This window comes from Psychrobacillus insolitus, assembly GCF_003254155.1.
GTDB classification, from domain to species: domain Bacteria; phylum Bacillota; class Bacilli; order Bacillales_A; family Planococcaceae; genus Psychrobacillus; species Psychrobacillus insolitus.
Genome location: NZ_QKZI01000001.1, coordinates 1,360,504 through 1,373,529 on the forward strand (window position 1 = coordinate 1,360,504; position 13,026 = coordinate 1,373,529).

13 protein-coding genes are annotated in these 13,026 nt (G+C 39.6%); 3 read left to right on the top strand and 10 right to left on the bottom strand.

Going from position 1 to position 13,026, the window contains the following annotated elements; translation table 11 throughout:
* Positions 1-200: 200 nt before the first annotated feature.
* From flgK to C7437_RS06815, 8 genes are all read right to left on the bottom strand, one after another.
* Positions 201-1,766 carry a flagellar hook-associated protein FlgK gene (gene flgK / locus C7437_RS06780; RefSeq protein WP_111438857.1) on the bottom strand — a complete coding sequence of 522 codons (1,566 nt, stop codon included), beginning with the start codon at positions 1,764-1,766 and terminating at the stop codon, positions 201-203.
* Positions 1,767-1,778: 12 nt separating this feature from the next.
* Complete coding sequence (locus tag C7437_RS06785; protein ID WP_111438858.1) at positions 1,779-2,273, bottom strand: flagellar protein FlgN; 495 nt, start codon at positions 2,271-2,273, stop codon at positions 1,779-1,781.
* Positions 2,274-2,288: 15 nt separating this feature from the next.
* Positions 2,289-2,552, bottom strand: a complete 264-nt coding sequence (flgM, locus tag C7437_RS06790) for a flagellar biosynthesis anti-sigma factor FlgM (protein WP_111438859.1) — start codon at positions 2,550-2,552, stop codon at positions 2,289-2,291.
* 1,008 nt (positions 2,553-3,560) lie between these two features.
* Positions 3,561-3,968, bottom strand: a complete 408-nt coding sequence (locus C7437_RS06795) for a TIGR03826 family flagellar region protein (protein WP_111438860.1) — start codon at positions 3,966-3,968, stop codon at positions 3,561-3,563.
* Positions 3,969-4,013: 45 nt separating this feature from the next.
* The gene (locus tag C7437_RS06800) at positions 4,014-4,484 is read right to left on the bottom strand and encodes a ComF family protein (protein ID WP_170122330.1); all 471 of its coding nucleotides are present in this window, start codon (positions 4,482-4,484) and stop codon (positions 4,014-4,016) included.
* Positions 4,485-4,633: 149 nt separating this feature from the next.
* On the bottom strand, positions 4,634-5,965 hold the full coding sequence (locus tag C7437_RS06805) for an ATP-dependent helicase ComFA (RefSeq protein WP_111438862.1): 1,332 nt from the start codon (positions 5,963-5,965) through the stop codon (positions 4,634-4,636).
* A 51-nt stretch (positions 5,966-6,016) separates the two neighbouring features.
* Positions 6,017-6,856: a DegV family protein gene (locus C7437_RS06810; protein ID WP_111438863.1), complete on the bottom strand. Its 840-nt coding sequence runs from the start codon at positions 6,854-6,856 to the stop codon at positions 6,017-6,019.
* A gap of 106 nt (positions 6,857-6,962) precedes the next feature.
* Positions 6,963-7,538 carry a DUF4440 domain-containing protein gene (locus tag C7437_RS06815; RefSeq protein ID WP_111438864.1) on the bottom strand — a complete coding sequence of 192 codons (576 nt, stop codon included), beginning with the start codon at positions 7,536-7,538 and terminating at the stop codon, positions 6,963-6,965.
* 211 nt (positions 7,539-7,749) lie between these two features.
* On the opposite strand from C7437_RS06815, the gene C7437_RS06820 reads away from it, so the two are divergent.
* Positions 7,750-8,631, top strand: a complete 882-nt coding sequence (locus tag C7437_RS06820; RefSeq protein ID WP_146249615.1) for a nuclease-related domain-containing protein — start codon at positions 7,750-7,752, stop codon at positions 8,629-8,631.
* Positions 8,632-9,163: 532 nt separating this feature from the next.
* Here C7437_RS06820 and C7437_RS06825 read toward each other — a convergent pair.
* Entirely contained in the window at positions 9,164-9,838 is a 675-nt protein-coding gene (locus C7437_RS06825) for a response regulator (protein WP_111439015.1), read from the bottom strand.
* A gap of 39 nt (positions 9,839-9,877) precedes the next feature.
* Complete coding sequence (locus C7437_RS06830) at positions 9,878-11,023, bottom strand: sensor histidine kinase (protein WP_111438866.1); 1,146 nt, start codon at positions 11,021-11,023, stop codon at positions 9,878-9,880.
* Between the two features lie 144 nt (positions 11,024-11,167).
* On the opposite strand from C7437_RS06830, the gene C7437_RS06835 reads away from it, so the two are divergent.
* Positions 11,168-11,797 (top strand): YigZ family protein, encoded by a 630-nt coding sequence (locus tag C7437_RS06835; protein ID WP_111438867.1) that lies wholly within the window; start codon positions 11,168-11,170, stop codon positions 11,795-11,797.
* Positions 11,798-11,914: 117 nt separating this feature from the next.
* On the top strand, positions 11,915-12,964 hold the full coding sequence (locus C7437_RS06840; protein ID WP_111438868.1) for an LCP family protein: 1,050 nt from the start codon (positions 11,915-11,917) through the stop codon (positions 12,962-12,964).
* Positions 12,965-13,026: the final 62 nt, after the last annotated feature.

Here is a 13,026-nt window from a genome sequence, read left to right on the forward strand (position 1 = left end):
TATTGTACCTCCTTATGTGTCTAGTCTACAGGCGCTTTTCTACCTGTCTAGCTTCAGCGCCTTGCTCCTGCGATTACTCGTCGCAGAAGATCGTTGCTCCTCGGGGTCAAACGGATAATTGCTGTGGTGGCTGAGGTGCTGCCTCCTCGCAATTATCCATTTGCCTGTCGGAGCAGAGACAGGCGCTTACGCTTTTCTATTTATAATCCCACTCTACCCATGCCGTTGATGATTTTGTCTAGCATTTCGTCTACGACTGTGATCATTCGTGCATTTGCGTTGTATGCTTGTTGGAATGTGATCATGTTTGTCATTTCTTCGTCAAGCGACACTGAGCTCATAGAAGCACGGTTGTTTGAGACCGTTATTTTAATTGTTTCGGAGTTAGCCGCAAGTCTCGATGCTTGTTCTCCGTTTACTCCTAATTGGCCAATGATGGATTCGTAATATGTTTGAATCGTTGCACCGTCGATATCCGTGAGTGAATTAAATTTTAAATTGGATAGTAATAGCGCATTTGCACCATTACCTTCTTCTTTTGCTCCAACTGGAGAGTTCGAAGCTGCGAGTAATGATGAATTGGATTCGAAGATAGAGTCAATGGAAATAGAACTTGCTGTAATTGCAGCGCCGTCTGATGCTACAAAAAATGGCTTGCCTAATACTCCTTTTAAATCCGTTCCTGCTCCATGAATCGAATTAAATTCATTTACAAAAGCAAGTGCTAACTTATCTAGTTTTGCAAGCATATCTGGATAGACACCTTTTGCCGCTCCTCCATCGTTATAGCCGAATGAATTGATCAGTGACTTCAGTACGCCTAAGTCCGATAATTTGGATACGTTGATTGTATCTGTTACCGCTCCGTCTGTTCCATCTGTATTTAACTTAACTAATTGAAAGCCTTCTACTGGACCTGTTGGGGAGGTGCCATCTCCTGCTGGAATAGCGGTGGATGGCGTTGTGCGAAATTGTTTATACTCTTTACCATTCACAAGTTCTACTTTTGTGCCATCCGCCAGTTTTAAACTGACCGTTGCAATTCCTTCTGCGACAGCTTGTGAATTTCCACCTGTTTTTTTATAAGAAACGTCTATTGGATAGTACGCTGCTAATTCGTCAATTAAGACATCTCGTGCATCGTATAAATCGTTCGGCATATAGCCATTAGGCTCGATCGTTTGAATTTGTTCATTGATCGATACTATTTGTTTTAAAATCGAATTGCTATCGCTAGATAACACGCCAATTTCATTCGCAATATTACCTTGAATTTGGATTAGTTGGGAGCTGATATAGTTAAATGATTCTGCAATTGCAATCCCTTTTTGTACGACAACTTTACGTGTTGCCTCGCTTTCTGGGCTTGTATTTAAGTCTTGAAGTGAGCTCCAAAATTGGTTCAGTGATTCGTTTAGACCGTAATCGGATGGTTCAGCCATAATATCTTCCATTTGTGAAATGGCAGTCGATCTTGCATCCCAGTAGCCGAGTTTACTTGTTTCTTGACGATACTGGCGATCGATGAATTGGTCGCGCACTCGTTGTACAGATCCAGCTTGTACTCCAGTACCTATCTGACCAACTCCTGTTGCTGCATTTAAGCCTGTTGCTGGATAGCCTTTAGACGCTTCCAAGTTGACCCGCTGTCTCGTATAGCCAAGGGAATTTGCATTCGCTATATTATGTCCTGTTGTATACAGTCCAGATTGTTGTGTAGTAAGTCCGCGTTTGCTTGTTTCTAGTCCCATAAATGTAGATGCCATGGGTGAGCCTCCTTATGCCTGTGTATCGAAGTAATTTTTGTTTTGTGTTGGACCTTTTACTTCGCTATTTGAGTAGTTGATTTGATCTGGTTTTGGTCGTAGCATGTCTAATGTCATATTGACGAATTGCAGTGATTGAAACGTCATTTTTTGGTTGAGATCATTTTGATTTTTGAGTGTTTTAATCGTTCGTAGAAGCTTTTTGCGTGCTTCTGTTAGTAACTCTTTTTCTTCTAGTATGTTGGTATTTTCTAAGACGAGTGCAACAGTTTGGTTGTCAGTAGGAGCAATTCCTTTTGCTCGTAGGTAATCCGTTACCTCTTGCTGACGCTGTCGTTCAAGTTGTGAGATACCTGCTATGTGCGCTTGCTCGTCCTTGAGCAGTTGGTTTAGATTGTCCATGTCGGAAGTTTTGATGGCTTCTGTTTTTTTATAGGCAACCTCTAATAAGCTTTTGTGTAGCATGTCGAGCTTGTTTAGGGATTGCAGAATTTTTTCTATGGACATTTTGGAAAACTCCTTTTAAATTCGGTAATAATTTAGTAAGTTTGATGCTAGTTTTTTGGCATCTACTTTATATGTGCCGGCATCGATTTCTGATTTGATAGAAGCAACTCGTTCTGCTTGTTCTACTTCTAGGGGTGATTTTTGTTGCATGCTTTTTGCAGCGGCTGAAATTTCTAGTTGATCGGCTGTTGGTTTTGATGCTTTTTGTGCTTGTTCGGTTTGTTGTTGGTTGCGTTTATATGGATTCACTTGGTTTAGTCCGATATTTGTGATTTTCATAAGATGATTTCCTCCGTTCTTTTGTGTGAAGTGTCTATTGGTTATTTCGGTTGCGATTGGGAAGTGTTTAGAGGGAATTATATGAAATATTTGAGAGTGCGGGGTTTTGGGTGATTGTTTGAATGAGTTGGAATTGTCACTTGAGTGGCTAGCAACCAAAACAAAACTGCGTCCTTTCCCTGTGTCAGACTCAAATATTTTTTCAATTTGTGGCTGACACAGGGAAAGGTTACTAAATCCCGCTAGAAAAACATGCTCAGCCCACAGGAGTTCGACACAAATGCTCCTTCAATTTGTGGCTAACTCCTGGGCGCGCTGCTACTGGAACAGAAGTTTAGTGGGTTGGTTTGGGGGAGCACTTTCTTTTTTTAGCCACAAATTGAGGTACATTTGAGTCTAAAAAAAGAAAGCTTGGTTGGTTTGGGTCGATTTTGTTTTGTGACCCGCCCCGGTGTTAGCCACAAATTGGAGTGCATTTGAGTCTAACACAGGGGCGGGGCAGCGGTTCTGTTTGGGTGACTGTTTGATGGAGATGGAATTACTTCATGAGTTGTGGCAGCCCAAACGAAACTGCGTCCTTTCCCTGTGTCAGACTCAAATGTTTTTTCAATTTGTGGCTGACACAGGGAAAGGTTACTAAAGCTAGAAAACGCACTCAGCGCACAGGAGTTCGACACAAATGCTCCTTCAATTTGTGGCTAACTCTCCTGGGTGCGCTCCTTGAAACCAACCCAAGTACTATGACTAGATAGACCCTCCATTACTACACGTTAAATTTTTCTGTTTAAATTATTTTTCATGGTTTTTAAAATATAGCAAAATGGCTATACGACTTAACCGTAAATAAGTACAAAAAAGAGACTTTTCTCCTGTTATTGTACTTATTTTTAATTATGTCGTATGTGGATTTTGGGCGTTTTTGTAGTTTGTGAGTATTTTTTGGTGGGAGTTGTTTTTGGGGTGGATTTACTGTCCATCACATAAAAAAACTCCCACATTAAGTGGAAGTTATCTTCTGTCTTTTCGATAGGTTGCTTCATGTTCGTTTACTTTGTTGCGGAATTCTATTGCTGCATCGAATTGGCGTAGTCCGGATTTCAAATCTACTACACAGTTTTCGCATAGTTTTCCTTGTGTTATTAGTTTTCCGCAGTTATCGCATGGATAGCCTAGGTTTGGGAACGTTGCTGGTTGTAGTCTGCCTTTGCGTACCCATTTGTGTAAAAGGGATTTTTTCACGCCAATTACCTCTACAATTCGCTCGATTGTTGCTGCTCGATTTTCACGTTTGCGTAGGAATCGATAGACTTCTTCGTATAATTTTTCTTCGTCCAATGCGCATTTATTGCATACTTCTCTAATTCCTGTGTAATTAAAAAAATCGTTGCATGATGGGCAATGTTTAAGTTCTCCCATGATGATCCCTCCATACTTTTTCCAGATAGAGTATATATCGGCTGTTTATCCCTTTATTAAAGTAATGGCTTCTACTTTTGTGGCTCCTAAATCTTTTAATGCTTTGCCAGCTTGATGGATGGTTGCACCGGTTGTATAAATATCATCGAATAAAATATATGTTTTTGCTTCCACTTTGCCGATTACTTCAAATAAGGTGGATGCTTCTAATCTTTCTTTTCTGGATTTTTTTCCTTGTTCACTTGTTGCTATTTTGGTTAGGAGGTGTTGGAAAGGAATACCGGCACTTTTTAGTAACTCATCTACTTGCGCAAATGTCCTAATACGCTTCTTTTCTGGATGCATTGGGATTGGGACGATTATTCCTTCTGTTTGATTGAATACATGTCGTAATTGTTCTGCGAATACTTGAGATAACGCGACGTCTTGCATGAATTTATATTGATGGAGATAGTTTTTCATCGCTGCATTATACGTATATAAACCGGTCACTTCATCGACCATTCCTTCATACACGGTCCCTTGGAAATCGGAAAAATCGATTGCGTGGTCTGTTTTTTGGAATTTTATTAGACATCGGGTACAGGCGTTGGGTTGAATTTCGTATAGAATTAAGCTTTTCCAGGTGGGTGCGGATTGAAAGGGACTTCCACAAATGAGACAATTCATAGCTTATTCCACCTTTCGATGGAGGATTTTGCTTCATCCATTTCATGTGTGATGCCGTGGTGGAAAAAGACAATGTCTCCGCTTGGATAGTTAAAGGAACGCCCCACTCGTCCACTTATTTGAATAAGGGCGCTTGCTGTGAAGATTTTCTGTTCTGCTCCAACTACTGCAACATGTACGTTTTCAATCGTAATTCCTCGTTCTAAAATCGTTGTTGTGAGTAATCCTGGGATTTTCTTTTCCCGAAGCTGCATAACGATTTCTTTTCGTTCGGGATGTTCTGCATGTACGCGTGGTAGGTCGCCTGGAAAGTTTTCAAGCATATCTATTGTCGGTAAAAATACGAGGAATGGAATATTATTTTTCTGCTTTTCTTCGATCCACTCTTGTAACTTCTGAGGGACTTTTCCTTTATTCAAACGTCGATTATATCCCCAGAGACTTTCGAACATTGGAACTGGCAGGTCATGCCCATGATATCTTCTGGATAGGAAAGATTTGTTCGTGGTTTTCAATGAATCTGTTGGTGTCGCAGTTACGTAGTGAATGGTTGCTCCCTGTTTCGCTGCTTTCACTACGGCTCTTTGCAATGTTTCATCGGCATAATAAGGAAATGCATCTGCTTCATCGACAAATACAACATCGAATGCTTCTTCAAATCGGTACAGTTGATGTGTCGTGGACAATATGAGCTGAGCAAATCCTTCTTGATCAGGAGCTCCTCCGTACAATGCATGAATAACCGTTTTCGGAAATACTTTCTGAAAACGCGGAAAAAGTTCCAGGATTACATCTGTTCGAGGAGCTGCGACACACACTCGCTTTCCTTCTAGCAAACTAGCAAATATAGCAGGAAATAAGAGCTCGGTTTTTCCTGCTCCGCACACGGCATGCAATAAATGGGATTCGTTTCGTTCGACGCTTTTTAGGAGTTCTTCACTTGCCTTTTGCTGAAGAGGTGTGAGTGTTCCGCTCCAGTTAAATTCATGCAGTTTCACGCCGCGCGCAGGCTCTTTGTTCCAAAGGATTAACTCGGAACAACTACTCACTCGATTCATTCGAATACAATGGCGACAATAGACGCATTTTTTGTTACATCGTGCACAGTCAAATGTGTGGAATAAGGTTTGGTTAGAATTGTGGCATCGGTTACAGACGTACTTATTTAATTGCCAAAACAAGAAAGTGCTTTGGCTCGAGTCGATGCCGGGTTTGAGGTGAATATGGCCACTTTCGATGTGGGCGTCGATGACTTCGCGTGGGAATGGTGCATGTTCGCGAAGCCATATGCGGCCAGTGAGAAATTCTGTTACTTGTTGATCGGGCATGGGCATCTTCCTAACTGTTTAAGTTATTTGATACTTAGAATGACATTTGCTTCATTTCCCCCAGCCAAGACCCATGGAACCTTCGCCTAGGTGTGTACCGATGACTGGTCCAAAGTAGCTAATAGTGAATTGAACATTCGGTAGAAGCGCTTCTAACTCAGTTTTCCATGCGATTGCTTCTTGTTCTCTGTTTGCATGAATGATGGTTGCTTGCAATTTTTCATGCTGTTTTGCATCTGCTTGAAGAAGCTCTACCATACGTTTCATCGCTTTTTTACGTGTACGAATTTTTTCGTAAGGAACGATGACTTTGTTGTCAAAGTGTAGGATAGGTTTCACTTGAAGGACGGAGCCAATGACACGTTCAAGTCCGTTCAAGCGGCCTCCGCGGTGAAGATGCTCTAGGTTGTCCACCATAAAATAAGCACGCATTGTTTTCTTCATCATGTGCAGTTCTTGCATGATTTCAGTAGGCCCCGCTCCGGCATTTGCCATTTCAGCTGCGCGAATAGCGTAAAATCCTTGCACCATGGAAGAAACTTCTGAGTCAAACGTGTTCACTTCAATACCGTCCACCATATCACCTGCTTGGACTGCTCCGTCGAGAGTTCCGCTGATTCCACTTGAGAGATGGATGGAAATGACTGCATCGTACTCTTTTGCTAGTCTTTCAAATGTTTCAACAAACACTCCGATTGGTGGCTGAGACGTTTTCGGAAGTACTTTATCATTTCGTATTTTATCGTAAAATTCAGTTGCATCAATGTCGATTTCTTCTCTAAAAGTGTCATTTCCAATGACAACACTTAGTGGCACCATATGAATATTCAGGCGATCCCGCGTTTCCTGAGGGATATAGGCCGTGCTATCTGTTACTACTGCTGTTTTCATTAAAAAATCACACTCCTATCGCTAGTTTACTGAAAAAACTGGCTAAAAGATAGCACAAAAATACCCCCGACATGATATTTATCATATATGCGAGGGTTGTTGTCTATTATTCAGTTGTTTCTCCTATGAAATAGACACTTGTAACGAGCCAATTTCCGTCTTCTTTTACAAATACGGTTACTTGACGACCGTTTCGATCAAGCTCTGCTCCACTAGTTGGATGTGAAAGCTTGACTTCAATGTCCGCATACACTTGTGCTTGTGCTTCATCGTATTCAATGATCGTTACGTTTTCGGCAGTGCGTACAGTGTCGTATTCTGCAAATGTATCTTCGACAACGACTTTTTCATTTTCATAATTAAAGCCTTCTGGATTTTTCGAAATCGTCTTCATGTAGCGATCGATATCTTCTTCGTTGAACGCTCCCATGTATTCATTGAACGCATTCATTAGTGCCTTTTTTTCTGCTTCAGGCACATTTTGTACTTCTTCGATATTGCCACCAGCCATTTCAAAGCCAACATCTGATTTGTCTGTTGCACCGTGATCAGTTGTTGTTTCTGTATCTGTTGGAGCTACGTCGTTTACTGAATTGGCATTCTCGTTTGTATCTTCATTATTGCCGCATGCAGCTAATAGTAAGACGAATGCAGCTAGTATAATTGCTTGAATAATTTTCATTTCTGTCTCTCCTCCTGCTAGAGGTTATTTTGTCATAACTTAGACGAAAACTCAATTGATTGGTTCCCGGGGAGGAAAAATCAAATTTTAATGGAATATTCCGTTTTATATTGTATGATTAAATTTGTATGATATGAAACGAAAATAAGGAGGTATCGTTATCGAAACATTGTTTTTAGAGCACCGCGCTTTGTTAAAGAGATTACCGGAAGTGCATGTTAAGTCAGAGAGTATTTTAGAAGATATTCGGAAAATGGAAGCTGGAGTTCGAGGTGAAGACCGTATTTTGCTAAAGCTTCATGAATTAAGGATGTCCGGTCCTTACAAAGTTTATTCCGATATAAGATTGCATTTAGGAGAGTGGAAAGTACAAATTGACTGCTTAGTTTTAACAGATCGTTGCTGTATCGTGATTGAATCTAAAAATATGAGTGGCGATTTGTATTTTGAGTCTGATTCAGAAGATTTTTACAAAGTTGATCAAAACGGAGAAGAAATACCTTATCCGAATCCATACTACCAACTCCTGCGACACATCCGCTTCATGAAAGAATTCCTACACCAGATAAACCCAGAAATAAAAGTAACAGGCTCCGTTTTCATGACAGCCAAATCCTGCAGAATCCGAAAAAAACCAGCTAAATACCCCATATTTAAGCTGGAAAGCATCATCGAAAAAGTAATGCAAATGTATCACAACTTCCCACCTTTACAACTTTCGGAATCCCAATTAGTCGAAATCGAACAAATGATTATGTCGAAACAATCGACGTTTACTTATGCCCCCCTTTGTGAACGTTATCAAATCTCTCCCACAGAATTAAGGACAGGCGTGGCGTGTCCAGGATGTGGGGTGTTGGGGATGAAAAGAGTAGCGACAACATGGACATGCTTATTCTGTAAGCAAAATCATCGATATGCACATATTAATACAGCAAATGAATATTTATGGTTGATTAAAAAGGAAATCACAAATCGAGAATTCCGTAAGTTTTGTGGACTTGAGTCAATGTATTCCGCATCACGAATGTTGAGTAAAATGGATTTGGTGGCACATGGTAATGGATCAGGAAGATATTATACACGAAGGTAAGATTGATGGTTGAGTGAGAATGGGTTATTCGCAAGATTGGGGGCCATTCGCGCAAGGTCGGTCGCTTTATTCGCAAGGTCTCTCTCGGTTCGCGCAAGATCAAGGGCTTGATTGGATACTTTTTGGGTTACTCGCAAGGTCGAGGCTGGGTTTCGCAAGATCGGGGGCCATTTGCGCAAGGTCGGTCGCTTTATTCGCAAGGTCTCTCTCGGTTCGCGCAAGGTCAAGAGCTTGATTGGATACTTTTTGGGTTACTCGCAAAGTCGAGGCTGGGTTTCGCAAGATCGGGGGCCATTTGCGCAAGGTCGGTCGCTTTATTCGCAAGGTCCCTCTCGGTTCGCGCAAGGTCAAGAGCTTGATTGGATACTTTTTGGGTTACTCGCAAAGTCGAGGCTGGGTTTCGCAAGATCGGGGGCCATTTGCGCAAGGTCGGTCGCTTTATTCGCAAGGTCTCTCTCGGTTCGCGCAAGATTCACGATTTGTTAGGACAAAAAACCTCTCGCCCAGGGGCAAGAGGTTTTATATATTCGTATTAGCGTACTTCTACCCAGCCGTTTTTGATGCCTGTTACTACTGCTTGGGTACGGTCGTTTACGCTCATTTTTTGAAGGATGCTTGAGACGTGATTTTTTACTGTTTTTTCGGAGATGAATAGTGTTTCTCCGATTGTACGGTTACTTTGTCCGTCTGTTAGTAATTGTAGAACTTCACATTCACGCTTCGTTAATAAGTGGAATGGACGGCGAATTTCGGTTTGATGGAAATTGCCTTTGTTTTCGCGTTCGCTTAAGCGACGGAACTCTGATACTAAGTTTTTTGTTACTTTTGGATGTAGATATGAACCACCTTTTGCAACTACTTTAATAGCAGCGACGATGGCATTTGCGTCCATTTCTTTTAACATATAGCCAAGTGCACCTGTTTTTAATGCATGCGTTACATAAGACTCGTCATCATGAATCGAAAGCATGATTACTTTTGCATCTGGATATTTGCCAAGCAATTCAGAAGTTGCGTCTATTCCGTTTTTAGTAGGCATATTAATATCCATTAACACTACGTCTGGAAGATATTGATCGTATAAACTTAGTATGTCATTTCCGTCATCGCCTTCAGCGATAACGTCGAAGCTATCTTCAAAATCTAAAATTCGTTTGACGCCTTCTCTGAAAAGTTGGTGATCATCTATAATTATTATTGTTGTCATCATTTATTTCCTCCTATAAACATAGAACACTATACCATGCTATTCCTCTTTTGTTGGAATGCTAAACAAAATGGTCGTTCCATTTCCTGGAAATGAAATAACTTTCATCGTTCCATTGAGCAATTCAACTCGTTCCCGCATTCCAATTAAACCAAATGATTTTTCTTTCACGATGTTAGGATCAAATCCTACACCATTATCTTTGACGATTATATTAATCTTTTGTTTCAGCCATTCAATTTTAACCCACGCTTCTGAAAACTTCCCATGCTTCGTTCCATTTGTTAAACATTCTTGCACAAGTCGGAAGATGGCTACTTCAAAATTGGGTTGTAGTCGCTGATCTTCTCCATATATTTGGAAATTTATTTTACTAGTTGGATTATATTCTTCAGTCGTTAATATATATTTCCTAAGCGTTGGAATAAGTCCTAAATCATCGAGTGCCATGGGACGGAGGTCATAAATAATTCTGCGAACTTCGGAAAGTGCATTACGAACCATTACTTTTAATTCATTAATCTCTTTCTTTGCCGCTTCATGACCTTTTTGATGATACGCAAGGTCGATTATATCTGTCCGTAACAGAACATTTGCTAACATTTGTGCTGGTCCATCATGTATTTCACGAGAAAGTCTCTTACGTTCTTCCTCTTGAGCTTCAATAATTTTCAACGTAAAGTTTTGTTTGAGTTTAGCGTTTTCAAGAGCTGTTCCTACATCTTTTAGGTCGGCTGTTAAATAGTTTAAAATAATATTTACTTGACTGACAAGATGGTCAGCCCGTTCGATCATTTCTAATGTACCTTGTAATTGACGGTCCAATTCATCTCTTCGTTGTCTTAGTTGTCGCTCATCTTGTCGTATCATGAGAAGACTGCTTTGAAGTTCGTTTGCTGTTTCATATGCTTTTCGTATGTCAGGCTCATCATATGTGTCAAAGTTTTTAGATACATATGCTAATCTTCTTCGTGCAAGATTAGATTTTGTCTCTAACTCGTCTCCTTCGACAATAGCGGTTTCTATTTTTCCGCGAATTATTTTTAACTCTACTTTCATTTCTTCGAAGCTTTGACGACTTTGTTCGCTTATAATAAATATATCCTTTTTGGAATGGTCTATCACCTCAACCATTCGATTGAAAATAACATCTAACGAAGGATTATCCATTTTGATATTCGTCATCTGTTTGTTTTCTCCTTAAATTAAATTCAACTGAACCCGCGTTATAAATGTACTGACAATACTTATTATATCATTTTATTAACAAAAATAAATTAAAATTACTTTACAACTATGTTGCAAACAATACAGGAGGACAATAATAACATGCGAAATAATTATAGAACAGTCAAAAGTTATGGGGAAAGTGAAATTATCATTCAAAAATCTCAGTTTATCACCTATGTGAATAGAGCGGAATCCGAAAAGGAAGCCCAGGATTTTATCCAAACGATCAAACAAAACCACCGAGACGCTACTCATAATTGCTCTGCTTATATAATAGGAGAACATGACCAAATCCAAAAAGCAAATGATGACGGAGAACCTAGTGGAACTGCAGGGTTTCCAATGCTCGAAGTATTAAAAAAACAAGGGCTAAAAGACACAGTAGTTGTAGTCACTAGGTACTTTGGTGGTATTAAACTAGGTGGTGGTGGACTAATACGAGCATATGGAAAAGCAACAACAGAAGGAATCGACGCTGCCAAAGTGGTAGAACGAAAACTTCATAATTTGATAAAAATTTCAATTGACTATACATGGCTTGGAAAAGTGGAAAATGAAGTGCGTAACTCCGAATATCCGCTAAAAGAAATAAATTATGCAGAATTAGTCGAAGTTTTTGTTTATAGCGAAGTAGAAAATCAGACAAAATTTGCAGAATGGATAACAGAAATTACGAATGGACAAGCAAAAATCGACATTGTCGAAAAAGAGTTTTTAGACTTTGAATAGAATTTAATTTACCGAAAAGCTATTTGGTTGTATAATAAAGGATATGTCAAATCTTTTGAAACTTATTTAGTCCAAACGTCGTCTAGATATTACATAGATTTAAGGAGATTATAAAAAATGAAGAGAAAATCATATAAAAAAGTAGTGAGAAAGAAATCTAAGAAGCGAAAAATAGCAGTCGGTTCTTTAATAATATTAGCCTCTATATTAATCTCCTTATCCGCATATGCAGTATATTTGACAATAAAAGCGGAAGTTGCAGCAAATAATTCTTATGAAGCGATCGGAAATCGAGATCAATCTGCTCTTCGCGATGAAAAAGTGAAACCACTAACTGACAATGTATCTGTCTTATTTATCGGGATAGATGGTAGTGAAATTAGAAAACAAGATGATGAAAATAGTCGATCTGATGCTTTGATGCTAGCCACTTTAAACAATAAAGACAAGACCGTAAAACTTGTAAGTATCCCACGTGATTCGTATGTGTATATACCGGAAGTTGGATATAAAAATAAGATTAACCACGCACATGCCTATGGAGGTACGAAAGCAGCTATTGAAACAGTCGAAGAATTAATGGAAATTCCCGTTGATTATTATGTGAAGATGAACTTCGATGCATTCATCGATGTAGTAGATGCACTTGATGGTATAGAAGCAAAAGTTCCGTTTGATTATTTAGAAAAAGATGAAAATAATAATAGAACAGTTCAATTAGAAAAAGGGCTTCAAGAACTTGATGGACGTGAAGCACTAGCATTAGCAAGAACTCGAATGCTAGATAGTGATATCGAACGTGGAAAACGTCAACAAATGATTCTTTCTGCAATAATCGAAAAAGCTGGTTCTGCAAGTTCCTTTACAAAATACGGTGAAGTTATTGATGCAATGGGCGATAATATGAAAACAGATATGACGTTCAATGAAATGAAATCCTTCTTCGCGTATTTAAAAGCTGGAGCTCCTGAAGTTGATACACTTTCACTTGAAGGTGAAGATGATATGTCCACTGGCATATACTACTGGCAGTTGGAACAAGAGAGCTTAGATGAAACGAGAGATATTCTAAAAAGCCATCTTGGGCTACAACCAGATACAAGCAATATATCCGATGGCACATCTGATACATCCACAGATCTCGCTGCAGATGATTCATCTTCCTAATATAAAGTTAAAAGCTGCGAAGAAAATTCTTCGCAGCTTTTTTTGTATTTTAGAGGGGGTTG

Coding starts and splice junctions, on each gene's coding strand:
- C7437_RS06830 (WP_111438866.1), bottom strand. CDS start 11,023: ATGACGAATATCAAAATGGATAATCCTTCGTTAGATGTTATTTTCAAT.
- flgM (WP_111438859.1), bottom strand. CDS start 2,552: ATGAAAATCACAAATATCGGACTAAACCAAGTGAATCCATATAAACGC.
- C7437_RS06810 (WP_111438863.1), bottom strand. CDS start 6,856: ATGAAAACAGCAGTAGTAACAGATAGCACGGCCTATATCCCTCAGGAA.
- C7437_RS06825 (WP_111439015.1), bottom strand. CDS start 9,838: ATGACAACAATAATAATTATAGATGATCACCAACTTTTCAGAGAAGGC.
- C7437_RS06785 (WP_111438858.1), bottom strand. CDS start 2,273: ATGTCCATAGAAAAAATTCTGCAATCCCTAAACAAGCTCGACATGCTA.
- flgK (WP_111438857.1), bottom strand. CDS start 1,766: ATGGCATCTACATTTATGGGACTAGAAACAAGCAAACGCGGACTTACT.
- C7437_RS06840 (WP_111438868.1), top strand. CDS start 11,915: ATGAAGAGAAAATCATATAAAAAAGTAGTGAGAAAGAAATCTAAGAAG.
- C7437_RS06815 (WP_111438864.1), bottom strand. CDS start 7,538: ATGAAAATTATTCAAGCAATTATACTAGCTGCATTCGTCTTACTATTA.
- C7437_RS06805 (WP_111438862.1), bottom strand. CDS start 5,965: ATGCCCGATCAACAAGTAACAGAATTTCTCACTGGCCGCATATGGCTT.
- C7437_RS06835 (WP_111438867.1), top strand. CDS start 11,168: ATGCGAAATAATTATAGAACAGTCAAAAGTTATGGGGAAAGTGAAATT.
- C7437_RS06795 (WP_111438860.1), bottom strand. CDS start 3,968: ATGGGAGAACTTAAACATTGCCCATCATGCAACGATTTTTTTAATTAC.